Genomic DNA, 24,550 nt, shown 5'->3' on the forward strand with positions numbered 1-24,550 from the left:
GGAGCGAGGCTTGCCCGCGAAGGCGTCGGCCCGAACACTATTAATCTCGCTTAAAACACAAACCGCCCATCAAACACCGGCTCATCATCCAGCGCCAACACGCCGCTGGAGAAGATCAGGTCCAGATGATGGCTGCCCTTGGCCCCACCTCCCAACCCGAGATGCAACCCGCAATGACGCTCCTCAAACCCGGCATTGCGCGCATACAGCGCCTTCACGCCTTCGTTGGTGCCAATCCCCAGTTCCTCAATGCGCCGGTTCGACGGATTGGCCTCAAGGTACTTGTTGAAGTCATGTTCCAGCCCCGGCACATCGGTGGCGATTTTGCGGATGGTCGAGTTCTCGATCCACAACTCCAGCGGCGAATCCAGCACCCCGTACTTGCGGGCAAACGGAATGGTGCTGAGGAAAGTCCCCATGAATTTCACCTGGCCGTTAATCGCTTCGCTGTGTGTCGCAATTTCACCGGGTGCCAGGTCAAAGTTGCCGACACCGTTGATATCGGTCCACTTCTTGATGCTATGCATCGGCGTTTCGAACCACGAACCGTGATCATCTTTGAAACTTAACGTTGTCGCGTGGGACATGCGCTGGATCAAGTGGCTGTTCAGTCCCGCTATACGTTGCGGGGTGACACTGAAGGTGTCGTAGAAGTAATCGCCGTAATCCTTGAACAGCAGCGACTTCTTCCAGTTCTCGGCCATTACGCCTTGCAGCGCACGGACAAATTCCGGGCCGTCGGGGCGAGGATTGGGCAGGGTGGAAGAGTCGTAGAAGAAAATGTACAGATCGCTGTCGGCAATCGCCTGGGCCAGCCTTTCTGTAGGTTCGAGGTCCAGGCGCATGGCGCTGAAACGGAAGGGCTGGCTGTCACCGGCCTGTTCTGAGATGGCGCCGGTCAGTGCCTCGTAATCAGCGGTATGGCCGAGCAAAACCTTCGCCGGGTTGATGCCGACAAGGGCAGGGTGGTGTTCGAGATAGTAAAGGAAATGCGAAATGGCGCGTTGCTTATCCATGTAGTCCTCCCTGACAAACCGAGAAAAGTGGCAGGCACAACCGGCCGGATCATGCCTGCCGGAGTGTCTTACAAAGGCCACATCGCCGTGCCGAACGGAACGACCGCATCGGCTTGCATCATTTCAACGGCGGCTTCATGGGTCGGTGCTTCAAACCAATCGTCCAGTTGCAGTTCAGTTTCCAAGTCTTTTTCAAGTGCTTGCATTGTGAATCTCCTAGAGACTTTTTCGGTAAGTGCAGCGGCGCGTTTTTCAGTCATTGAATAACGAGCCAACTTGCCGGTCGATGCGTCTCGGCAAGTCGCTGAAAACCTAGTTCAGAGGTTTTTAAATTGCAAAAAAATAATCAAATTAGATTTATTTGAACTTTTTATTCTGTTTTTTGGTGAGAAATTTATCGATATAAAACAGAAAACTAACTCGACCTTTTCCTTAGGAAGCTTCCTACCGTCAATTTGCAGTCGTCCTACGGATTGATCTGATTTGGAAAATATGCGTTACAGCTTGTAAAGAAAAGCTGACGAAATCGCGCCTGAAAGCCCTTGGATTGACGCTTGCGGAAGGGGTGTAAGGAAAACCTGCCGCAAGTACGCAGGTCTGCGATCCTGCAAGGCTCTGGCCCGCTTGTTTCAGCGGCGCTGGAAGGGTGAGATGCGCTGCATGCCTGTCGTGCAGGTGCATAACAAGAAGGAGGCGCAATGTACGCCGTGACTCATATCCACCTCTCCCCAAGGGGCGATTTTTCCGTCGCCCTTATCGACGACCCGCAAAGGTCTGACCCAGTTTTTGCAGCCGCCCGAGACCCTCGGGGCGGACACAGGCAATCCCGGCAAACGACACGCTGATCCAGCGGTGTCTGGCAGCAGGGGGTTACAGGTGTACAATGCGCCGCGTTTTAACTGTGACCTCCTGCGCATCTGCGCAAACCTCAAGGCTATCCGCCTTGTTCACTCCGCCGCGCCACAAGCGTGTCGGGTTCGATTTCGTCACAGATAAAAACAAACAGGTGACGCATGACCGTTGTAAAAACGCTGAACTCCTTTTGCCTACTCTGGGGTTTGATCGGCGCTGCTTGAAATCGCAACCGAGCAGCAACGTCTAACGAACATCATCAAACCTTGCGTGAGACCCTTTTCATGAGTGGACAAAACCCGCATTCAGGCGAGCTGAAACGCGGCCTGAAAAATCGCCATATTCAACTGATCGCCCTCGGTGGCGCGATTGGTACCGGGCTGTTCCTGGGCTCGGCCGGCGTACTGAAATCCGCCGGCCCGTCGATGATCCTCGGCTACGCCATCTGCGGCTTCATTGCGTTCATGATCATGCGCCAGCTCGGCGAAATGATTGTCGAAGAGCCCGTTGCCGGTTCCTTCAGCCACTTCGCCCACAAATACTGGGGCGGTTTCGCCGGCTTCCTGTCGGGCTGGAACTGCTGGATTCTGTACATTCTGGTGGGCATGTCGGAGCTGACTGCGGTCGGCAAATACATCCACTACTGGGCGCCGGACATTCCGACCTGGGTCTCGGCCGCCGGGTTCTTCGTCCTGATCAACCTGATCAACCTCGCCAACGTCAAAGTCTTTGGCGAGGCCGAGTTCTGGTTCGCGATCATCAAGGTCGTGGCAATCGTCGGCATGATCGCGCTCGGCAGCTACCTGCTGGTCAGCGGCCACGGCGGCCCGCAAGCCTCGGTGACCAACCTGTGGGCTCACGGCGGCTTCTTCCCGAATGGTGTCAGTGGTCTGGTGATGGCCATGGCGATCATCATGTTCTCCTTCGGCGGCCTGGAAATGCTCGGTTTCACCGCAGCAGAAGCCGACAAGCCGAAAACCGTGATCCCGAAAGCCATCAACCAGGTGATCTACCGGATCCTGATTTTCTACATCGGCGCACTGGTCATTCTGCTGTCGCTGACGCCGTGGGACAGCCTGTTGGCGACCCTGAACGCGTCGGGTGATTCCTACAGCGGCAGCCCGTTCGTGCAAGTGTTCTCGATGCTTGGCAGCAACACCGCCGCGCACATCCTCAACTTCGTGGTCCTGACCGCGGCATTGTCGGTGTACAACAGCGGTACTTACTGCAACAGCCGCATGCTGCTGGGCATGGCCGAGCAGGGCGATGCGCCGAAAGCCTTGTCGAAGATCGACAAGCGCGGCGTGCCGGTGCGCTCGATCCTCGCCTCGGCGGCGGTGACGTTGATCGCGGTGCTGCTGAACTACCTGATCCCGCAGAACGCGCTGGAACTGTTGATGTCGCTGGTGGTTGCCACCCTGGTGATCAACTGGGCGATGATCAGCTTCTCGCACTTCAAGTTCCGCCAGCACATGAACAAGACCAAACAGACGCCGCTGTTCAAGGCCCTGTGGTACCCGTACGGGAACTATGTTTGCCTGGCGTTCGTGGTGTTCATCCTTGGCGTGATGCTGCTGATCCCGGGCATCCAGATCTCGGTGTACGCGATTCCGGTGTGGGTCGCGTTCATGTGGATTTGCTACGGCATCAAGAACAAGCGCAGCGCGCAGCATGCGTTGCACGCGGCAAACGCGAAGTAAGCGCAGCACGCAGAAACAACAAACCCGGCCAATGTGCCGGGTTTTTTGTGTGCGCTGCAAAACCTGTAGGAGCGAGGCTTGCCCGCGAAGAACGATAACACGGTGTACCTGATGAACCGCGGTGTCTGCTTCGCGGGCAAGCCTCGCTCCTACAGGAGTCGTATTCCGTCAGTTCAATCGCGGTATTCTAGCGGTCCCTGAACCCGGACGTTTTTCCATGCTGGTGATTTCCAACAATGTGCATCTGCCGGATGCCGAGATCGAGTTGACGGCCATTCGCGCGCAAGGCGCCGGTGGGCAGAACGTCAATAAGGTCTCCAGCGCCGTGCACTTGCGCTTCGACATTCCGGCCTCGTCCTTGCCCGAGTTCTACAAGGAGCGGCTGCTGGCGCTGCGGGACAGTCGCATCACCAGCGAAGGGGTGTTGATCATCAAGGCCCAGCAATACCGCACGCAGGAAGCCAATCGCGCTGATGCGCTGGAGCGGCTGACCGAGTTGATTCTCAGCGCCACCAAGGTCGAGAAGAAACGCCGTCCGACCAAACCGACCCTCGGCTCGAAGAAGCGTCGGCTGGAGTCCAAGACCAAGCGTGGCAGCATCAAGGCTGGGCGCGGCAAGATCGATTTCTAGCGGGCGTCTCTTTCTTCGCGGTACTTTTCATTAAGGTGGTTGGGCGCTTGTCGGTATAAATAAACGCTTAGCGCCAAACCACTCAACGCTGCAATCGCGGCAAACAGAAAGATTGAGGCAAAACCAAACCCGGCGGCAATCGCACCGGCCACAGGCCCGGTAATCCCCAACGACAAATCGATGAACAGCGAATAGGCCCCGACTGCCGCGCCACGGCTGGAGGCGGGCACCAGGTTGACCGCTTCCACGCCCAGCGCCGGGAACACCAGCGAGAAGCCGAAACCGCTCAATGCCGCGCCGGCCAATGCCCAATGAGCATCCGGTGCCAGCCACAGCAGCAACAACCCCAGGGTTTCCACCGACAGGCAGGCAATCGCCACGCGAAAGCCGCCGAGGCGGTTGATCAGGTTGCCAAACAGCAGCCGCGCGCCGATGAAGCTGGCGCCGAACAGGCTCAGGCATAGCACCGCGTTGTCCCAGTGTTGCGTGGCGTAATACAACGTAATGAAGGTGGCGATGGTGCCGAATCCGATCGAGCCCAAGGCCAGGCCGCATCCATGGGGCAGCACCCGTCCCAGCACGTGCATGAACGGCAGCCGTTCACCGACCACAATCGGCGCGGCAGTTTTCGGCCACGCCAGCGCCAGGCCGAGGACGGCCAGCAGCACGATGCTCACGCCCATGCTCCACAAGCCCAATTGACTGACCAGCAGCACGCCCAGCGGTGCACCGACCGCCAGTGCGCCATAACTGGCGATGCCGTTCCAGGAGATGACTTTGGCGGTGTTCGCCGCGCCGACCCGGCCGATGCCCCAGCCAATCGAGCCGGAGCCCACCAGACTTTCCGCGCTGCCAAGCACCAGGCGGCCGATCAACAGGCTGATCAGGCTCAGCATGGGCAGGCTCTGGGTCCAGGCCGAAATCAGCATGAACACGCCGCTCAAACCGCAGCCGGCGAGGCCGTACATCACCGCCAGTTTGCTGCCCTTGTTGTCGATGATTTTTCCAGCGTATGGCCGGCTGAGCAGGGTGGCCAGGTATTGCACGCTGATCACCAGCCCGGCGATCACGGCACCGAAGCCGAGGTCGCTGTGGACATAGCCGGGCAATACGGCGAGAGGAATGCCGATGTTCAGGTAGCCGATGAAGGTAAAGAGAACGATGGAAACGACTTGCAGCGTGACCGCCAGGGGGCGCTGGTTTTCAGACATGGGTAAAGGTCCACGGGAAAGCGGGATAGATAGGCTGCTTATGATAGCGGCGCGAGCGGCCGCAGGGCGTGGAAAAGTAAAACTATTTGCCGGGCGGGGTTATTCAGGTTTGGCGGGGGCAACCAATTGCGTCGTGACCAGGGCGGCCAGGGCGTTTTCTTCGCTGCCGAAACGGGCGAGCAACGCGGCTTGTTTCTCGGGGGACAGGCGATTCCAGATCTCGATCATCTTCTCGGCGGTGCCGATCAGCACGCTGGCTTGAGTTTCAGAAAAGTCGTCGGTCATGGTGGGCAGCTCAAGGGTTCAGGCGGTGTGGAAAGCGCATGTTAGCGCTTTCCACACGGTCTGGCATTGCAGGTGTTTCAGTCTTCGCTGTCGGCCTGGCGGCGTTCAGTGGCTTCTTTCGGCTCGGGCTGTTGGGCACCGGCTTGTTGCGGGGTTGTCTGCTCAGTTTCGTGCAGGCTTGGGAAGGGGAGATTAGGGATCTCGTGCATGTTTCGCGCTCCTCGCAAAGTCTGTTGATAGATCTGGTAGATCCGCGCTTTTAAAAAGCTTGGGCAGGATACAGCAGGAGAAATGACAATCAGACTTTTATATCCATTTGTTTCGACGGATGGCGTTGTCTAGACAGGTCAGTAGCAGCACCACAAAACAATTGTAGGAGTGAGCCTGCTCGCGATAGCGGCGCCACATTCGACATCAATGTGGCTGATGAACCGCAGTCGTCGGAACGCCGCCCGGAGTCGGCTCGCTCCCACATTTCGTTATTTGCAGACTATGGAAATTGCTTGGGTCAGCAGGTATTACTCAGTCGGTACCAGGCTATCCAGCACCTGATTAACCGCCAACTCTCCCAGCATGACAATCTGGGCGATCCCTAACAGCGTTTTGCGGTGGGTGCCTTCGAGCAGGCGGCGAAGTCGTTGAGCATGACGTTGGCGGAGCCGAGGGTTTCGCTGGCGTCGACCAGTAGGGATTCGTTGTCGGACTTCGGGTTGGCCATGTCGAGGCGGTTGGGGCGGTAGGGCGCCGCCATGATTTGGGAGGCTGGTGGCCCCAGGTGGTAGTCGAGGGCGCGCTCGGCGGCTTCGTTGAATTTTTTCGAGCCAGGGCATTCGTAGGGGGATGCTGGATCGGTGATGGAGGCCGGTTCGGTGACAGGCGGGTTTGGCGTGACCTTGAACATGGGTGACTAACCTCTGGTGAGGCTGCGACCCTCTCGCCGCTAAGCAAAGGGTGGCAGCTGTGCGCAAGTTAGCGGACCGGTAGTCACCTAAAACCCGGTGCACCCGAAGGTGCCATGCGCACAGCCACCATCAAGTGCAGGCGAGTGCCTGACTGGATTCGACATGTGCAACCGTAGACGACTGGCCGAGCCGCTAAACTCGATCACTGGAATCAGTGACGCAATCAAATTACCCAGCAAGCACCAGGCGCACAAGCCGGCGGATTCTGGCGTAGCCGTAGGCAACGGCGCAAGGTTTTGTAGCTCTTGGGGCGTATCACGGCGTGTCGATAAACAGCCGTGACTGATCGTGTTTATTGGCTTGGGATTTTTTGAGAAAGGTCTGACACGGCCGGGCGCGACTTCAGCGATTGGCTCGTTGGAAGGGCCAATACAAAACAATGTGGGAGTGAGCCTGCTCGCGATAGCGACGCCACATTCAACATCAATGTGGCTGATATACCGCTATCGCGAGCAGGCTCACTCCTACAGGATGTGTTGTGCCTGAGGGTTACTTGCAGACTGCGGCAATTGCCTCGGCCAGCAGGTCAAGGCGTGTTGCGTCGATCCCGGCCACGTTCGCCCGGCCGGTGCCGACCATGTACACGCTGTGGTGATCGCGCAGCTGTTTAACCTGATCCGGCGTCAACCCAGTGTAGGAAAACATCCCGCGTTGCACACCAATATGCGCAAAGCGTTCACGCAAACCATGGGGTTCAAGTGCTTCCACCAAGCCGCTGCGCAGTTGGGCAATGCGCAAACGCATGGCTTCCACCTCGTCGGCCCAGAGGCTTTTCAGCTCCGGATCGCCAAGAATCGTCGCCACCACGGCAGCGCCGTGATCCGGTGGCGTCGACCACAGGTTGCGGGCGATGTTGGCCAGTTGGCTGCGGATATCCACCAGCTTCTCAGCGGTTTTCGCACAGACAATCAGTGCGCCGGTGCGGTCCCGGTACAAACCGAAGTTCTTCGAGCAGGAACTGGTGATCAGCACTTCCGGCAGCTCGGCAGCGAACAACCGAGTCGACCACGCATCCTGTTCCAGGCCGTCGCCGAAACCCTGGTAAGCGAAGTCAATCAGCGGCACCAGATCGCGGTTGCGCACCACGTCCAGCACTCGGCGCCAATCGTCATGGGACAGATCGAAACCGGTCGGGTTGTGGCAGCAGGCGTGCAGCAAAACCACATCGCCCTTCGGTGCATCCTTGAGGACTGCGAGCATGGCTTCGACGTCGAGGCGGTTATCGCTGCCAACGTACGGGTAATGACTGACCTTGACCCCGGCCGCCGCGAAAATGCTTTCGTGGATCGGCCAGGTCGGGTTGCTCAGCCACACGCCACGGCCCGGCAGGCACTGGGCGATGAAGTCGGCGCTCAAGCGCAGCGCGCCGGTGCCGCCAGGGGTCTGGGTTGCGCCGGCCCGTTGTTCGGCGATCAGCGGGGAATCGGCGCCGAGCACCAGCTCATTGATCGCCTTGCCGAATGCCGGTTCGCCGTGACCGCCGATGTAGGTCTTGGTGGTCTGGCGATCCACCAGGCGCTGCTCGGCGAGCTTCACGGACTGGGGAATCGGCGTCAGGCCCTGGGCATCTTTATAGACGCCTACGCCAAGGTCGAATTTGCGCGGGTTCGGGTCCTGCGCGTAGGCCTCCATCAGGCCGAGAATCGGGTCGCCGGGTACTCGACCTATGGCGTCGAAATGCATTATTTGCGGCCCTCGGCATCCTTGGCCACGTCGTCAGTGCGTGCGGCCATGATGAAATCGTTGCGGTGCAGACCCTTGATGGAGTGACTCCACCAGGTCACGGTGACTTTGCCCCATTCGGTCAGCAAGCCAGGGTGGTGACCTTCGGCCTCGGAGATTTCGCCGACCGCGTTGGTGAACGCCAGCGCGTGCTTGAAATTCTTGAACAGGAAAACTTTTTCCAGCTGCATGATGCTGTCGCGCACTTCGATGTTCCAGTCCGGGATCTGCTTGATCAGTACCGGCAGTTCTTCGTCGCTGACCTGAGGAGCGCCGGCTTGGCAGGCTTCGCAATGGGCTTGGTTCAATGTGGACATGATGAGTTCCTGAAATCTAATTATTGGAAATCGGCCGTCAATCTCCCCACGCTAAACCAAAGCGTCGGTTTCTGACAGGCTCACTTGATTCTAAAAGCTGCGGATCACGCGGCTTTTTTTGGCGGAAATTTAGGCGCGTGCAAGCCTAGCTGCATGCCTTGCTTGACCATGCTCATGATGTCTTCATGGGCCACATCAAACAGACGCTTGAGGTTCGGCAGGACAAAGTACAGCGGTTGCAGGATGTCGATGCGATACGGCGTGCGCATGCATTCCAACGGATCAAACGGCTGATGCTCAGGTTCGTCCGACAGGCAGTAAACGGTTTCTTTCGGCGAGGAGAGAATACCGCCGCCGTAAATGCGCAGACCATCTGGCGTATCGACCAGGCCAAACTCGATGGTCATCCAGTACAGACGCGCCAGGTACACGCGTTCTTCCTTGTTGGCCTGTAGGCCGAGTTTGCCGTAGGTGTGGGTGAATTCGGCGAACCAGGGGTTGGTCAGCAGCGGGCAGTGGCCAAAGATCTCGTGGAAAATGTCCGGCTCTTGCAGGTAATCCAGCTCTTCTCGGGTACGAATAAACGTCGCGACCGGAAACTGTTTGTTGGCGAGCAATTCGAAAAAGGTCTGGAAGGGGATCAGCGCCGGAACCCGGGCCACTTGCCAGCCGGTGGTTTCACCGAGGACTTTGTTGATCTCGCCCAGTTGCGGAATGCGGTCGTGGGGCAGACCGAGTTTTTCGATACCGTCCAGGTATTCCTGGCACGCACGCCCCTCGATCACTTTCAGTTGACGAGTAATCAGCGTGTTCCACACCGCGTGTTCTTCAGCGGGGTAGTCGATAAAACCTTGCGCATCGGGCTCGCGAGCCACGTATTGCGTCTGCTTCATGCTGCTCTCCTGCTAAGGGATTTCGTTCTTGTTATGTGCTGCTATGGACTTAGAAATAACCCAAGGCGTGCGGTGTTGCAGCAGGTGATCGCTGGCATGAGTAGGAAAAATCGTCGTATTTCGTAAAGTATTCGTTACGAATTGGCTCCTGCTGCGCAGGTATTGAGTTTTCCGGGTTTGAAAAGCATTGCAGCTGTCACATAATCTTGACGACTATCTGCGTGCCTCGACAGAAAACTCCTGCCGGTCGCGCTCAATTGAGCGTTTCGCCCATGTAGGAGTGAGCCTGCTCGCGATTGCGGTGTGCCAGTCAGTACAAGTTTCGCCTGACACACCGCTATCGCCGGCAAGCCGGTCTCACTCCTACAAGGAATGCATCCAGGCATTGACCTCATTTATCGTTTTTCAGGCCTTTTATATGCGTATCAAAGTCCACTGCCAGAACCGTATCGGCATCCTGCGCGACATTCTCAACTTGCTGGTCGAGTACGGGATCAACGTCGCTCGCGGCGAGGTCGGCGGTGAGCATGGCAATGCGATCTATCTGCATTGCCCGAACCTGATCAACATTCAGTTCCAGGCGTTGCGTCCGAAATTCGAATCGATTGCCGGGGTGTTTGGCGTCAAGCGTGTAGGGCTGATGCCCAGCGAGCGTCGGCACATGGAGCTAAATGCCTTGCTCGGCGCCCTGGAGTTTCCGGTGTTGTCGATCGACATGGGCGGCTCCATCGTCGCGGCCAACCGGGCGGCGGCGCAGTTGCTGGGTGTGCGGGTCGATGAGGTGCCGGGCATTCCGTTGTCGCGGTATGCCGAGGATTTCGACTTGCCGGAACTGGTGCGCGCCAACAAGTCGCGGATCAATGGTTTGCGGGTCAAGGTCAAGGGCGATGTGTTTCTCGCTGACATCGCGCCGCTGCAATCGGAGCATGACGACAGCGAAGCCATGGCGGGCGCGGTTTTGACGCTGCACCGGGCTGATCGGGTCGGCGAGCGCATCTATAACGTGCGCAAGCAGGAGCTGCGCGGGTTCGACAGCATTTTCCAGAGCTCAAAGGTCATGGCAGCGGTGGTGCGTGAAGCCCGGCGCATGGCGCCGCTGGATGCGCCGCTATTGATAGAAGGCGAAACCGGCACCGGTAAAGAGTTGTTGGCGCGTGCCTGCCACCTGGCGAGCCCTCGCGGTCAATCACCGTTGATGGCACTCAACTGCGCCGGTCTGCCGGAATCGATGGCCGAGACCGAGTTGTTCGGTTATGGCCCCGGCGCTTTCGAAGGGGCGCGGGCCGAAGGCAAGCTCGGGCTGCTGGAACTGACGGCGGGCGGTACGCTGTTTCTCGATGGTGTCGGGGAAATGAGCCCGCGCTTGCAGGTGAAATTGCTGCGCTTCCTGCAGGACGGTTGCTTCCGCCGCGTAGGCAGTGATGAAGAGGTTTACCTGGATGTGCGGGTGATCTGCGCGACGCAAGTAGACTTGTCCGAGTTGTGCGCGCGCGGTGAGTTTCGCCAGGATTTGTATCACCGCTTGAACGTGCTGTCGCTGCACATCCCGCCGCTGCGTGAATGCCTCGACGGTTTGACGCCGCTGGTAGAACACTTCCTCGATCAGGCCAGCCGGCAGATCGGTTGCCCGCTGCCGAAACTCGCGCCGGCGGCGATGGAACGGCTGAGTCATTACCACTGGCCGGGCAATGTCCGGCAGCTGGAGAACGTGTTGTTCCAGGCAGTTTCCCTGTGCGAAGGCGGGACGGTGAAGGCCGAGCACATTCGCTTACCGGATTACGGCGTGCGTCAGCCGCTTGGCGATTTCTCGCTGGAGGGCGGACTGGACGCGATCGTCGGGCGCTTTGAGAAAGCGGTGCTGGAGCGTTTGTATTCCGAACATCCGAGCAGTCGGCAGTTGGGCAAGCGCTTGGGGGTTTCCCATACGACCATCGCCAACAAGTTGCGTGAGTATGAAGTCGGAAAAGACACCGGCAACGCATAGGCCCCTGTAGCAGCTGTCGTTGTGGCGAGGGGATTTATCCCCGTTCGGCGGCGCAGCCGTCGTAAAACCATCCCCCGCGGTGTAACAGGAAAATCTTGCATGCCGGGTTTGCGACGGCTTCGCCGCCGAACGCTGCCTCGCGGTGCTCGACAGCTGCTACAAGGGTTGCGTTGAGCTCACGAGGCTGACACTTGCCACCAAACGGCATGACACCGCCGGTTTTTCGTCTCCGATACATTTCCCCAGTCCTCGCAAAACACCTCAAGTCCTTTGTTTGCCGGGCCTCGCGCCGTCAAAAGAAAGTTGGTCTGCAAATTGCTTATCGCTCAGCAGTACAGCGGTGGGCGGCAAACGTCCGGCATGCAGAGGAAAGAGCGTGGATAAGTACCTTTATGTGGCAATGACCGGCGCCAGCCAGAATGCACTGGCGCAGAAGGCTCATGCCAACAACCTGGCAAACATTTCCACCAACGGTTTTCAGAAGGACCTGGAACAGGCCCGTTCGATGCCGGTGTTCGGTGACAGCTTTCCGGCGCGTGCTTTTGCCATGACCGAGCGTCCGGCCACCGACTTCTCTCCAGGTTCGCTGGTTCAAACCGGTCGCGACCTCGACGTCGCGGTGCAAGGCAATGGCTGGATCGCCGTGCAGACCCCGGACGGCGCTGAAAGCTACGTGCGCACTGGCAGCCTGAACGTGGACGCCCTGGGCGTGCTGCGGGCCGGCAACGGTATGCCGGTGATGGGCAATGGCGGACCGATCGCCGTGCCGCCCGAGCAGCAAATCGAAGTCGGCGAAGACGGCACCATCAGCATCCGTGCGATGGGCGAAGGCCCGCGCGTGATGGCTGAAGTCGACCGCATCAAACTGGTCAACCCTGACCTGAAGAACATGACCAAAGGCCTGGATGGTTCGATCCACACCAAAGACGGCAAGCCGGCGCAAGCCGATGCGGGCGTCAAACTGGTGTCCGGGTTCCTCGAGTCGAGCAACGTCAACGCCGTGGAAGAGATGACCTCGGTGCTGGCCTTGTCGAAACAGTTCGAGCTGCACATCAAGATGATGAACACCGCCAAAGACGATGACCAGGCCATGGCTCGGGTCTTGCAGATCAGCTAATTATCAGAACGTCGCGCCGTAAAACAGGCGCACGAGGAGAATCGAATGCTTCCGGCTCTATGGGTTGCCAAAACAGGTCTGTCCGCCCAGGACACCAACCTGACTACCATTTCCAACAACCTGGCCAACGTGTCGACCACGGGTTTCAAACGTGACCGCGCCGAGTTCCAGGACTTGCTCTATCAGATCAAACGCCAGCCAGGCGCCCAGTCGACCCAGGACAGCGAACTGCCGTCGGGTCTGCAAGTGGGTACCGGTGTGCGCATCGTCGGCACCCAGAAAAACTTCACCGCCGGCAGCCTGCAAACCACCGAGCAGCCACTCGACCTGGCCGTCGACGGTCGCGGTTTCTTCCAGATCCTGCAACCGGACGGCACCACGTCCTACACCCGTGACGGCACGTTCCACCTTGATTCCAACGGTCAGGTCGTCAACGCCAGCGGCTTCGCCCTGGAGCCGGCCATCGTCATTCCGAACGACGCGCAGACCTTCACGGTCGGTCGCGACGGCACGGTGTCCATCACCGTTCCGGGTAACCCGGCCAACCAGGTGATCGGCAACCTGCAAACCGCCGACTTCATCAACCCGGCCGGCCTGCAGGCAGTGGGTAACAACCTGTTCCTGGAAACCGCTGCCAGCGGCGCGCCGCAAATCGGTACGCCGGGCCTGAACGGTTTCGGTACCACGCTGCAGAACACCCTGGAAACGTCCAACGTCAGCACCGTTGAAGAGATGGTCAACATGATCACCACTCAGCGCGCCTACGAGATGAACTCCAAGGTGATCTCCACCGCCGACCAGATGCTCTCGTTCGTAACGCAGAATCTGTAATCAGTCTATGAGGCGACCATGAGGTCGCCTGCAATACCGTGAGGTAGGGTCATGAATCGCTTTGTATCTGTTCTGGCACTGAGTGGGGTCGTCGTGCTCGCGGGCTGCGTCGCTCCGCCGCCCAAGCCCAATGACCCTTACTACGCCCCGGTGTTGCCGCGCACGCCGTTGCCGGCTGCCGCCAATAACGGCTCGATCTATCAGGCCGGTTTTGAACAGAACCTGTACAGCGACCGCAAGGCGTTCCGGGTCGGTGACATCATCACCATCACCCTGAACGAACGCACCCAGGCCAGCAAGAACGCCAACTCGCAAGTGGCCAAGAACAGCAAGACCGACATCGGTCTGAGCTCGTTCTTTGGTGGCGGTCTGAGCACCAACGATCCGGTGGGCAGCGGTAGCCTGAGCCTGGACGTCGGTTACGAAGGCGACCGTGCGACCAAGGGCGACAGCAAGTCCGGGCAGAGCAACAGCCTGACCGGCTCGATCACCGTGACCGTCGCTGACGTGCTGCCCAACGGCATCATCGCCGTGCGCGGCGAGAAGTGGCTGACGCTCAACACCGGCGATGAGCTGGTGCGGATTGCCGGCATGGTGCGCGCCGATGACATCGCCACCGACAACACCGTGTCGTCGACCCGCGTCGCCGATGCACGCATCACCTACTCGGGCACCGGTGCGTTTGCCGATGCGAGTCAGCCAGGCTGGTTCGACCGTTTCTTCCTCAGCCCGCTGTTCCCTTTCTAGGTGGCTACGTTGAATCTTAAACACCTGATGGTGGCCGCCCTGATGCTGTCCGCTGCGTTCAACGCGCAAGCCGAGCGGCTGAAGGATATCGCCAGTATTTCCGGCGTGCGTTCCAACCAATTGATCGGCTACGGCCTGGTGGTCGGGCTTAACGGTACCGGCGACCAGACGACGCAAACCCCGTTCACCCTGCAGACCTTCAACAACATGCTCTCGCAGTTCGGCATCAAGGTGCCGCCGGGTTCGGGCAACGTGCAGCTGAAGAACGTCGCCGCCGTGTCGATCAGTGCTGATCTGCCGGCGTTCGCCAAGCCAGGTCAACAGGTCGACATCACTGTTGCTTCGATCGGTAACTCCAAGAGCCTGCGCGGCGGCACCTTGCTGCTGACGCCACTCAAAGGTATCGACGGCAACGTCTACGCGATTGCCCAGGGCAACCTGGTGGTCGGCGGTTTTGATGCTGAAGGTCGCGACGGTTCGAAGATCACCGTCAACGTTCCGTCGGCCGGTCGTATCCCCGGTGGTGCATCGGTGGAGCGTTCGGTGCCGAGCGGTTTCAACCAGGGCAACAGCCTGACCCTGAACCTCAACCGTTCGGACTTCACCACCGCCAAGCGCATCGTCGACAAGATCAACGACATGCTCGGCCCTGGCGTTGCCCAAGCTATCGACGGTGGTTCGATTCGGGTCAGCGCGCCGCTCGATCCAAGCCAGCGCGTCGACTATTTGTCGATTCTCGAGAACCTTGAAGTCGACCCGGGTCAGGCAGTGGCGAAAGTCATCATCAACTCGCGTACCGGCACCATCGTGATCGGCCAGAACGTCAAGGTATCACCGGCAGCCGTGACGCACGGCAGCCTGACAGTGACCATCACCGAAGACCCGATCGTCAGCCAGCCCGGCCCTCTGTCCAATGGCCAGACCGCCGTCGTGCCGCGCTCGCGGGTTAACGCTCAGCAAGAAGCCAAGCCAATGTTCAAGTTCGGCCCGGGCACCACCCTCGATGAAATCGTGCGGGCGGTGAACCAGGTCGGCGCGGCACCGGGTGACTTGATGGCAATCCTAGAAGCACTGAAACAGGCCGGCGCGTTGCAAGCCGACCTGATCGTGATCTGAGGACGGCGACCATGGATATGCGCAAGGGCGGTCTGGGTGTCAGCAGCAACGATTCGGGCTCCTATTCGGACTTGAATCGTTTGAACCAGCTCAAGGTCGGCGACAAGGACAGTGACGCGAACATGCGCAAGGTTGCGCAGGAATTCGAGTCGCTGTTCCTCGGTGAAATGCTCAAGTCCATGCGCTCGGCCACCGAAGCGCTGGGCAAGGACAACCCGCTCAACACGCCGGCGGCCAAGCAATACCAGGAAATGTACGACCAGCAGTTGGCTGTTTCCATGTCCCGCGAAGGCGGCGGTATTGGTCTGGCGGACGTGCTGATGCGTCAGATGTCGAAGAACAAACCGTTGGCGCCGGGCGAGGCTGCGGCCTTGTCCGCCGCCAAGCAGGAAGCGGCGAAAGCCGCGGTGCCGACGCCGATTGCCGCGGGCACCGTGGCCACCGACGGTCCACTGTCGCGGCTCAATGGTCAGCGTCCGTTGTGGGCTTCGCGTTCGGTCAAAGCGCCGACAGGCGAGGGCACCCATCGCAATGACATGGAGCTGATCAATCAGCGCCGTCTGGCCTTGCCACCGAAACTGGCCGATCGCTTGCTTGCCGGTCTGGTGCCTTCGGCAACGACGACCGCCGCGACAACTCCGAACAAAACCCTGCTGCCTGAACGCGCCGCGACGCCGGTAGTGGCCGGTGCCGGGCCGCTGTTCAATGGTGACTGGCTGCCTTCGCCAACCGATAACAAATCGAGCGGACGCTTGCAGGTTTACGGCCGTGCGATGGCGCAGATTCCACTGGCACCGCCGAAGAAAGCCTTCAGCTCCGCCGACGAATTCGTCAACACCATGCTGCCGATGGCCAAGGAAGCTGCCGACCGAATCGGCGTCGATCCGCGTTACCTGGTGGCCCAGGCGGCCCTGGAAACCGGTTGGGGTAAATCGGTCATGCGCGCCCAGGATGGCAGCAGCAGCCACAACCTGTTCGGCATCAAGGCCAGCAGCAGTTGGAAGGGTGAATCGGCGCGCGCGATCACCAGCGAATTCAGGAATGGCGAGATGGTCAAGGAGACGGCCGAGTTTCGTTCCTACGACTCGTACAAAGACAGCTTCCATGACCTGGTGACTTTGCTGCAATCCAATAATCGCTATCAAGATGTTCTGAAGTCTGCCGATAACCCAGAACAGTTTGTACGCGAGCTGCAGAAAGCCGGGTATGCAACAGACCCGTCCTACGCAAGCAAGATTTCGCAGATAGCCAAGCAGATGACGAGTTACCAAAACTACGCTGCGGCGGGCGCTTCCACTACGCCTCTATAGGCACAAGGCATAAGGTCTGAACCATGAGTTTGCTCAATATCGGGATGTCGGGTCTGGCCGCTGGCCAATCCTCGTTGATGACTACCGGCAATAACATTGCCAACGCCGACACCGCCGGTTACTCACGCCAGCAAACCGTGCAGAGTACTAAAGCCTCGAATCAGTTCGGCAACGTCTACATTGGCACCGGTACGACCCTGGCCGATGTACGCCGCGTCTACAACAGCTACCTCGATGCGCAATTGCAGACCACCACGTCGCTCAACAGCGATGCGGCCGCGTACGCCGGGCAGATCAGCCCGCTCGACGCGTTGCTGTCGGACAGCGGCACTGGCCTCAATGGCGCCCTGACCAAGTTCTTCGCCTCGGTGCAGAACGTCAACGCCAAGCCGGGTGACGACGCGTCGCGTCAGCTGCTGCTCAGCGATGCCCAGGCCTTGAGCAATCGTTTCAACTCAGTGTCCAGCCAGTTGACCCAGCAGAACGCGAGCATCAACGGCAACCTGACGAACATGGCCGATCAGGTCAACAAACTCGCCGCCACCGTGGCGCAGTTGAACCAGAAGATTTCCGAAGTTTCCAAGTCCGGCGGCATGCCGAACGAGCTGCTCGATGCGCGTAACGAAACCGTGCGTCAGCTCTCCACCTTCACCGGTGCGCAGGTCATCGAGCGCGACGGTAACCTCGACGTTTACCTGGGCAGCGGCCAGCCGCTGGTCATAGGTGGCACCGCCAGTACCCTGTCAGTGGTGCCGAGCCAAAAAGATCCTTCGCGCATGGGCATCCAGCTCGATCGCAACGGCAGCACCGTTGAGATCACCTCGGTGATGACCGGTGGTGAAATGGGCGGTCTGCTGCGTTATCGCGACACCGTGCTGGACCCAGCCATGAACGAACTGGGCCGCGTGGCCCTGGTTGTCGCCGATCAGATGAACAGCCTCCAGGCACAGGGCATCGACAAGAACGGTGCGTTCGGCTCGAACCTGTTCAACAGCATCAACAGTGCCGCGCAGATGGCCAGCCGCAGTGTTGCCACCGTCGGCAACAGCGCCGGTTCAGGCAACTTCGATGTGACCATCGCGGACAGCGGCAAGCTGACCATCAACGACTACAAGATCACCTTCACCACCGGCACCGACTACACCGTGTCGCGTCTGCCGGATGGCACGTCCATGGGCGCTTACAGCACCCTGACCACGCCACCGCCGGTGATCGATGGTTTCTCGTTGAAACTGACCGGCGGCACCGCCGCTGCGGGCGACACGTTCAAGATCACTCCGACTCGCAACGCGGCGGCGAACATCAAGACCGAGATGACCGACTCCAAGCGTCTGGCCATCGCTGCACCGTTGAGCGCGGCCATTACGCCGGGCGGCAGCGGCACCTTGACGATCCCGGCCAGCGGTCAGCCGACCCTGACCACGAAGTTTGATATTTACGATGCCGCCACCACCACGGCGATCCAGAATGGCATCAAGAATTCGACGCCGGTCAAAGTGGTGTTCGGTGCGGCATCTGCCGACGGCACCAGCCAGACTTACCAGTTGCTGGACGCCACGGGCGTGCAGATCAGCACCGGCACCATCAAGCCAAACCAGAACAACACCCTGAGCCTGAGCGTACCGCTCAAGGATGCCTTGGGTGCGCCGATCATGGATCCGGGCCCGCCGGCCGTGCAGCGTACCGCGACCTTCGACATGACCGTGGCCGGCTCGCCGGGCACCGGCAGCGCGATCGACATCAACGTTGCGCAGCCAGGCACGATGGACAACCGTAACGGTACCGCCCTTGCCGGCTTGCAGACCAAACAGGTCGTGGACACCGGGAGCGCCAGCAAAGGCATTTCCCTGACCGACGCCTACGGCAAACTGGTCGAAGGTGTGGGCGCCAAAGCCGCTCAGGGCAAGCTCGACAGTGCCGCAACCGGCGCCATCCTGGCCAACGCCAAAGGTGCTCGCGACTCGCTGTCCGGTGTCGACCTCGATGAGGAAACCGGCAACCTGGTCAAGTATCAGCAGTACTACACCGCCTCTTCGCAGATCATCAAGGCTGCGCAGGAAATCTTCAGCACACTGATCAACAGTCTTTAAGGAGTCGTAGCCCATGCGCATTTCTACCGCCCAGTTTTACGAGTCCTCTGCCGCGAACTATCAGAAGAATTTCGCCAACGTGGTCAAAAGCAGCGAAGAGGCCAGCAGCCTGGTTCGCGTCAACACCGCAGCCGATGATCCGGTCGGTGCCTCGCGCCTGCTGCAATTGGGTCAACAGGCGTCGATGCTCGATCAGTACAAAGCCAACACCAACACCCTCAAGGCGACCCTGGGTCAGACCGAAGCGGTGATGACCAGCATCAACAACGTGCTGCAGCGTGCCCAGGAACTGGCTATCGGTGCCGGCAACGGCGGCTACACCGACGCCGATCGTCAGGCCAACGCCACAGAGCTGGGCCAGATCGAAGAGCAGTTGCTGAGCCTGATGAACAGCAAGGACGAGAACGGCAAGTACATCTTCGCCGGTTCCAAGGGCGACACCGCGCCGTTCTCGCGCAACGACGATGGCACCTACAGCTACAACGGTGACCAGGTGACCCTCGACCTGGCAATCGGCGACACCATGTCGATGGCGACCAACAGCACCGGTTGGGAGGTGTTCCAGCAGGCGATCAATACCAGCCGCAGCCAGGTCACCCGCATCGCGCCGGCCGTGGATGACGGGCGTGTCGTCCTGTCTAATGGCCAGGTTTCGTCGAGCGTGACCTACAACAGCAAATTCCGTGCGGGCGAGCCGTACACCGTTGATTTCGTCAGCGCCACCCAGTTGAAAATCACCGACTCGGGCGGTAACGACGTGACTGCCGAAGCCAGCCAGGGCGGTGCGTTCGACCCGGCCGCCAAAGCCGGCCAGGGCGTGTCCTTCCGTGGTGTCGAGCTGACGCTCAACATCAACCTGGCAGCCGGTGACAACGCAGCTACCGTATTGCCGGGCCGCAGCTTCACTTTGGCGGCCAAGCCTGACACGTTCACCGCAACTCGCAGCCCGGGCAACCCGTCAGCGACTCAGGTGACCGGCAGCAGCATCACCAACCCGACGGCTTACCACGCCAGTTTCCCGACCGGTTCGGCGGTGATGAAATTCACCAGTGCCACCGCATTCGATTTGTACGCAGCACCGTTGACGGCCGACAGCAAACCGGTGTCTTCCGGCACCGTGGTGGCCGGCGTTGCGACCGCCTCGGGCGTGAGCTTCAACCTGGCCGGTACACCGGCGGCAGGCGATCAGTTCAGCGTGGCGGTCAACACTCACGAAACCCAGAACATTCTGGACACCGTGAGCCAGTTGAAATCGGCGCTGAACACGCCAACCAATGGCGATCCGATCCTGACCCAGAAGCTGCAAGCCTCCCTCGCTTCGGGCATCGGCAACCTGAAGAGCGGCAACGATCAGTTGTCCAGTGCACTGAGTTCGGTGGGCGGTCGTGGTTCGGCCCTGGATACCCAAAGCGACACCAACCAGAGCCTGGTCCTGGCGAATACCCAGACCCAGTCGGCGATCCGCGATTCCGATCCGGCCGCAGTGATGACTCGCCTGACGTTGCAACAAACCATGTTGCAAGCGTCGCAATTGGCCTTCAGCAAGATTGCTCAGCTGGGCTTGTTCAACAAGATCTGAGTCTGTGCCTGTCGAGCTGCCAACCGTCTTTTCCTAAGCGGTTTTGAAGCCTCTGCCTGAAAGGGCAGGGGTTCGCCGCTCGAGAGTTTTGTCGTGAATCAACACCCTCTAGTCAGTATCGTCATCCCCGCCTTCAACCCGCGCTTCTTCAGCCAGGCGCTGGAAAGTTCGCTCGCTCAGACTTACGAGAACGTCGAAATCGTCATCTGTGACGATTCGTCCGGCGACGAGATTCGCGACATCGTCGAGTCGTTTGCCGACCCTGTGCACACCGTTCGTTACCTGCGTAACCCCAAGCGTCTTGGCCTGCAAAAGAACCTGCTGCGCTGCGTCGAAGCCGCGCGTGGCGAGTTCATCAAAGTGCTGTGCGACGACGACCGTCTGTTCGCGCCGGCTATTGCCCTGCAAGCACAGGTGCTGATCGATCATCCCGAGGTCACCCTCGTTTGCGCCCTGCGCATGATGAGCGATGCCAACAACTTCATCTTGCCGCCACGGATCGACAATTGCCGTTTTTCGCCCATTGATTCGTTACTCAAGGGCGATGACATGCTGGCGATTTTCGAAGGTACGCCGAAGAACTTCATCGGCAACTTCAGCTCGACGCTGATGCGCCGTGCCGATGTGCTCGAGCTGTTGCCCGCGCTGATCCAGGAAGGTTCCGGCTTCGTCGCGATGCTCGATTTCGCCTTGTTCGTGTGCCTGTTACGTCGCGGCAACCTGGCTGCGCTGAACACCGTGCAGAGCACCGAGCGTCAGTACCCGGAACGCCTGAGCAAGACCCTGGAAATGACGCGGGCCGCTGTGCAGGAATGGGAATGGCTGACGCAAATGCTGACCGCACGCGGCGGCGAGTCGGCACCGGCCTCGGGTTGGGTGCGCAGCGTCGAACTGAGCAAGGCTGCTGAAGAACCGCGCAAGTGGGAAGAGCTGTGTGTGGTGCGTGTGCTGGGCAACCGCAACACCGTGGTCAACGGCCGAGTCGGCGGGAACAGCGACAGCTACGCCGATTTCTACCGCGAGTGGCTGGCGGTCCGCACCTTCAACCCGGCGGAAGCGCGGCACATGCCGGAACGCATCAGCCGCTGGGCTGTGCGTCCGAACCTGGTGCCGATCGTCATCGACACCGAATCCGACTGCGTCGGGCTCAAAGCCACGCTGTCCAGCATTGCCAGTCAACTGTACGCACCGCAAGCGGTCGTGGTGCTGTCCAACGCTGACTGCGATGCCGACGATAAAGTCCTGCAATTGCCGCTTGAGGCGAATTGGGCGCAACAGCTCAACGGCGTGGTGCCGCAACTGGAAGGTGCGCATTGGTTCTACCTGCTGCGTGCGGGTGACACGTTGCGCGAGTCGGCGCTGCTGGTGCTGGCCGAGCGCATTGCCAGTACGCCGGGCATGCTGTGCGCGTACAGCGATGAAGGCGCGCTGGTCGAGGGGGAATCCGTCGACCCGGTGTTCAAGCCTGACTTCAACCTCGACCTGATGCGTTCCTACCCTTACGTCGGCCGAACCCTGGCGTTCGAGCGCCAGCGCTTTCTGGCGGCGGGTGGTTTCGATTCGGCTCACGGCGAATTGGCACCGCAGGATTTGCTCTGGCGTCTGGTGGAAGAAGCCGGGTTGCACACCATCGAGCACATTGCCGAGATTCAGGTGGAGTCGACCCAGACCTTCCCGGACTGGATGTCGTTGCCTGAGGTGATTGAGGGCAGTGAGGCGCTGGTCAGTGCGCACCTGACACGCATTGGTCTGGATCACCGGATTCGCCATGAAGAATTGCCGCTGCTCAATCGCATCGATTACCTGCACGGTCACCGGCCGTTGGTCTCGATCATCATTGCCGCGGGCACGTCGCTGGGCGCGTTGCAGCGCTGCACCGAAAGCCTGATCGAAAACACCACGTACTCCGAATATGAAGTCCTGATTGTCGATGACGGTCGCGGCGATCCGGCGATGGCCGATTGGCTGAACGCCATGGCTCAGATGGGCGCGGCCCTGCTGCGAGTGCTGCGTTATGCCGGCAGTGGCGGTGAGGCGACCCTGGTCAACTTCGCCTCCGAGCATGCCCGTGGCGAGTACCTGCTGACGCTCAACCCGCGCAGCGTGATTCGCGAGGGCGACTGGCTCGCCGAACTGCTCAATCACGCGCAGCGCCCGGAAGTCGGTGTGGTGGGCGCGCGGCTGCTCGGTCCCAACAATGCGATCGTCTCTGCCGGTTTGATCCTGGGGCTGGCCGGCCCGGCCAGTTCACCATTTCTCGGCGAGCACGTCAGTGCCCGTGGCTACATGCAGCGTCTGCAAGTGACGCAGAACTGGAGTGCCGTCAGCAGTGATTGCCTGATGGTGCGCAAAGAGGTGTTCGACAGCCTCGGTCAACGCGATGAAGCCGAATTTAACCTCGGGCTCAGCGGCGTTGATCTGTGCCTCAAGGCGGGCGAAAACGGCTACCTGGTGGTCTGGACGCCTTTCGCGAATGTGATGATGGGCGAAGACCCGTCGCCTGTAGCCTCGCAGGCCGATGTGCAGGCGCAGGTGTCTGAGCATGAAACTTTTTACAAAAAGTGGCTGCCGACGATCTCTCGTGACCCGGCCTACAACCCGGCGCTGACACTCGGTGTGGCGAGCTTCAGTCTGGAGCCTTCGCTGCGCAATAACTGGAACCCGTTCCGCCATCGCGACCTGCCGCTGATTCTCGGTTTGCCGGTCAATGAATCAGCGATCGGGCATTACCGTGTGACCGCGCCTTTGGCAGAGCTTGAGGCCGCCGGGCGAGTCATTGCGCGCGTGGCTTACGAGTCGCCGTCGACCGTGGAAATCGAGCGTCTGTCGCCAGACACAATTATCTTGCAGGGCCGCTATAGCGAAGGCTCGGCGGCCGATATTCTGCGTATGAAGAAGTATTCCAGTGCCCTGCGGATTTTCGAGCTGGATGACTACATTGTCAGCACGCCGAAAAAGAACAGCCACGCCCGTAACAAGCCGACCAACACGGAGCAGATGTTGCGTGACGGCATTGCCCTGTGCGACCGCGTGGTGGTGACCACTCAGTCGCTGGCCGATGTGTTGTCGAGCATGCACAGCGAGATTCGCGTGGTGCCCAACATGCTCCCGCCTGAGCCGTGGTTGACGTTGAGCAGTCAGCGTCGTACCTCGAAGAAGCCACGGGTTGGTTGGGGTGGCGGTACCAGTCATACCGGCGACCTGGAGATCATTGCCGATGTGGTTCGCGAGTTGGCCAATGAGGTGGATTGGGTGTTCTTTGGTATGTGTCCGGATGCGTTGCGCCCGTACATCCATGAGTTCCACGGCACCATCGATTTGCAGAGTTATCCGTACAAACTGGCGAGCCTGAATCTTGATTTGGCGTTGGCGCCGTTGGAGTTTCATATCTTCAACGACTGCAAGAGCAATTTGCGGTTGCTGGAGTATGGCGCGTGTGGGTATCCGGTGATTTGCACTGATACCCGGGCTTATGATGGTTTTCTGCCTTGCACCAAGGTTCTGAGCAATAGCACTGAAGAGTGGTTGCAGGCGATTCGTATGCATTTGGCTGATCCGGATGCGAGTTATCGAATGGGGGATCAGTTGCGTGAGGCGGTGCATCGGGACTTTATGTTGCGTGGGGATAATCTGCAGCACTGGCTTTGGGGGTGGTTGCCGGACTGATTGTTTTGTCTGTGTACATATCCGTTTCTGCGGTAACGGCGGCTTAGGGTTTCGCCCTTACGGCGACTCACTTTTTTTTCAAACGCCAAAAAAAAGTAAGCAAAAAAAGGCTCGCCCCGAACGTCCGGCCCCTCGCTAAGGCTCGGCGTTCCTTCGTTCCGGTATCCATCCGGGGACACTGCCCTCCGGTTGGCTTCGCTGCACCTACATGCAGCGTGTTCGACTGCGTCGAACGGCGCTACGCGCCACTCCCCGGATGAACACCTCCACTCAGCCTCCCGAAAGGGGCGGGTAGATCAAGATCAAGAGCTGAAGGCGAGCTAACGCTCGGCCTGATGAGTGGTGAGAAGCAAAAGCCGTACGCTGCTCTGCTTGCTTTTTGTAGGAGCGAGGCTTGCCCGCGAAGGCGGCCTGACAGCCGACCGATTTCTTACAGGCGTACATCAATTCACTGTGGGAGTGAGCCTGCTCGCGATGGCGGTGTGTCAGGCAAAGCAATGTTGATCGGACTATCTATATCG

Annotated in this window: 19 protein-coding genes and 1 pseudogene; 11 read left to right on the plus strand and 9 right to left on the minus strand. The window is 59.6% G+C overall.

Annotated elements, in window-relative coordinates:
- Positions 1-50: 50 nt before the first annotated feature.
- Both ACYZTY_RS06330 and ACYZTY_RS06335 read right to left on the minus strand, forming a co-directional pair.
- A complete protein-coding gene (locus ACYZTY_RS06330; protein ID WP_461957760.1) occupies positions 51-1,016 on the minus strand; it encodes a leucyl aminopeptidase in 966 nt (321 codons plus the stop codon).
- A gap of 68 nt (positions 1,017-1,084) precedes the next feature.
- Positions 1,085-1,222 carry a hypothetical protein gene (locus ACYZTY_RS06335; protein WP_010461921.1) on the minus strand — a complete coding sequence of 46 codons (138 nt, stop codon included), beginning with the start codon at positions 1,220-1,222 and terminating at the stop codon, positions 1,085-1,087.
- A 930-nt stretch (positions 1,223-2,152) separates the two neighbouring features.
- On the opposite strand from ACYZTY_RS06335, the gene ACYZTY_RS06340 reads away from it, so the two are divergent.
- Together ACYZTY_RS06340 and arfB are read left to right on the plus strand one after the other, a co-directional pair.
- Positions 2,153-3,568: an amino acid permease gene (locus ACYZTY_RS06340; protein WP_461957761.1), complete on the plus strand. Its 1,416-nt coding sequence runs from the start codon at positions 2,153-2,155 to the stop codon at positions 3,566-3,568.
- A 217-nt stretch (positions 3,569-3,785) separates the two neighbouring features.
- Complete coding sequence (arfB, locus tag ACYZTY_RS06345; RefSeq protein ID WP_123364512.1) at positions 3,786-4,199, plus strand: alternative ribosome rescue aminoacyl-tRNA hydrolase ArfB; 414 nt, start codon at positions 3,786-3,788, stop codon at positions 4,197-4,199.
- On the opposite strand, the gene ACYZTY_RS06350 is transcribed toward arfB, so the two are convergent.
- The 7 genes and pseudogenes from ACYZTY_RS06350 to phhA form a co-directional block, all read right to left on the minus strand.
- Positions 4,196-5,410, minus strand: a complete 1,215-nt coding sequence (locus ACYZTY_RS06350) for an MFS transporter (protein ID WP_461957762.1) — start codon at positions 5,408-5,410, stop codon at positions 4,196-4,198. The two genes, arfB and ACYZTY_RS06350, sit on opposite strands and share 4 nt — an antisense overlap.
- 99 nt (positions 5,411-5,509) lie before the next feature.
- Complete coding sequence (locus ACYZTY_RS06355; protein ID WP_461957763.1) at positions 5,510-5,695, minus strand: hypothetical protein; 186 nt, start codon at positions 5,693-5,695, stop codon at positions 5,510-5,512.
- 77 nt (positions 5,696-5,772) lie between these two features.
- On the minus strand, positions 5,773-5,904 hold the full coding sequence (locus tag ACYZTY_RS06360) for a hypothetical protein (RefSeq protein WP_017337149.1): 132 nt from the start codon (positions 5,902-5,904) through the stop codon (positions 5,773-5,775).
- A gap of 309 nt (positions 5,905-6,213) precedes the next feature.
- Positions 6,214-6,596: pseudogene (locus tag ACYZTY_RS06365) on the minus strand (DUF6124 family protein).
- A 550-nt stretch (positions 6,597-7,146) separates the two neighbouring features.
- Positions 7,147-8,340 carry an amino acid aminotransferase gene (locus tag ACYZTY_RS06370; protein WP_461957764.1) on the minus strand — a complete coding sequence of 398 codons (1,194 nt, stop codon included), beginning with the start codon at positions 8,338-8,340 and terminating at the stop codon, positions 7,147-7,149.
- Positions 8,340-8,696, minus strand: coding sequence for a 4a-hydroxytetrahydrobiopterin dehydratase (locus ACYZTY_RS06375; RefSeq protein WP_131061639.1), 357 nt, complete (start codon positions 8,694-8,696; stop codon positions 8,340-8,342). Before ACYZTY_RS06375 ends, ACYZTY_RS06370 begins: the two co-directional genes overlap by 1 nt.
- Positions 8,697-8,800: 104 nt before the next feature.
- Positions 8,801-9,589, minus strand: coding sequence for a phenylalanine 4-monooxygenase (phhA, locus tag ACYZTY_RS06380; protein ID WP_461957765.1), 789 nt, complete (start codon positions 9,587-9,589; stop codon positions 8,801-8,803).
- Positions 9,590-10,007: 418 nt separating this feature from the next.
- Here phhA and ACYZTY_RS06385 point away from each other — a divergent pair, with 418 nt between their 5' ends.
- From ACYZTY_RS06385 to ACYZTY_RS06425, 9 genes are all read left to right on the plus strand, one after another.
- Complete coding sequence (locus tag ACYZTY_RS06385) at positions 10,008-11,573, plus strand: sigma-54-dependent transcriptional regulator (RefSeq protein ID WP_461957766.1); 1,566 nt, start codon at positions 10,008-10,010, stop codon at positions 11,571-11,573.
- A gap of 376 nt (positions 11,574-11,949) precedes the next feature.
- Entirely contained in the window at positions 11,950-12,690 is a 741-nt protein-coding gene (locus tag ACYZTY_RS06390; protein ID WP_461957767.1) for a flagellar basal body rod protein FlgF, read from the plus strand.
- A 45-nt stretch (positions 12,691-12,735) separates the two neighbouring features.
- Entirely contained in the window at positions 12,736-13,521 is a 786-nt protein-coding gene (flgG, locus tag ACYZTY_RS06395; protein ID WP_461957768.1) for a flagellar basal-body rod protein FlgG, read from the plus strand.
- Between the two features lie 51 nt (positions 13,522-13,572).
- A complete protein-coding gene (gene flgH / locus ACYZTY_RS06400; RefSeq protein WP_461957769.1) occupies positions 13,573-14,268 on the plus strand; it encodes a flagellar basal body L-ring protein FlgH in 696 nt (231 codons plus the stop codon).
- A 27-nt stretch (positions 14,269-14,295) separates the two neighbouring features.
- Entirely contained in the window at positions 14,296-15,384 is a 1,089-nt protein-coding gene (locus tag ACYZTY_RS06405; RefSeq protein ID WP_219097715.1) for a flagellar basal body P-ring protein FlgI, read from the plus strand.
- Positions 15,385-15,395: 11 nt separating this feature from the next.
- Complete coding sequence (gene flgJ / locus ACYZTY_RS06410; RefSeq protein WP_461957770.1) at positions 15,396-16,694, plus strand: flagellar assembly peptidoglycan hydrolase FlgJ; 1,299 nt, start codon at positions 15,396-15,398, stop codon at positions 16,692-16,694.
- 23 nt (positions 16,695-16,717) lie between these two features.
- On the plus strand, positions 16,718-18,784 hold the full coding sequence (gene flgK / locus ACYZTY_RS06415) for a flagellar hook-associated protein FlgK (RefSeq protein WP_461957771.1): 2,067 nt from the start codon (positions 16,718-16,720) through the stop codon (positions 18,782-18,784).
- 13 nt (positions 18,785-18,797) lie between these two features.
- Positions 18,798-20,363 (plus strand): flagellar hook-associated protein 3, encoded by a 1,566-nt coding sequence (locus ACYZTY_RS06420; protein WP_461957772.1) that lies wholly within the window; start codon positions 18,798-18,800, stop codon positions 20,361-20,363.
- Positions 20,364-20,456: 93 nt separating this feature from the next.
- A complete protein-coding gene (locus ACYZTY_RS06425; RefSeq protein ID WP_461957773.1) occupies positions 20,457-24,029 on the plus strand; it encodes a glycosyltransferase in 3,573 nt (1,190 codons plus the stop codon).
- Positions 24,030-24,550: the final 521 nt, after the last annotated feature.

This window comes from Pseudomonas sp. LB1P83 (assembly GCF_054897885.1).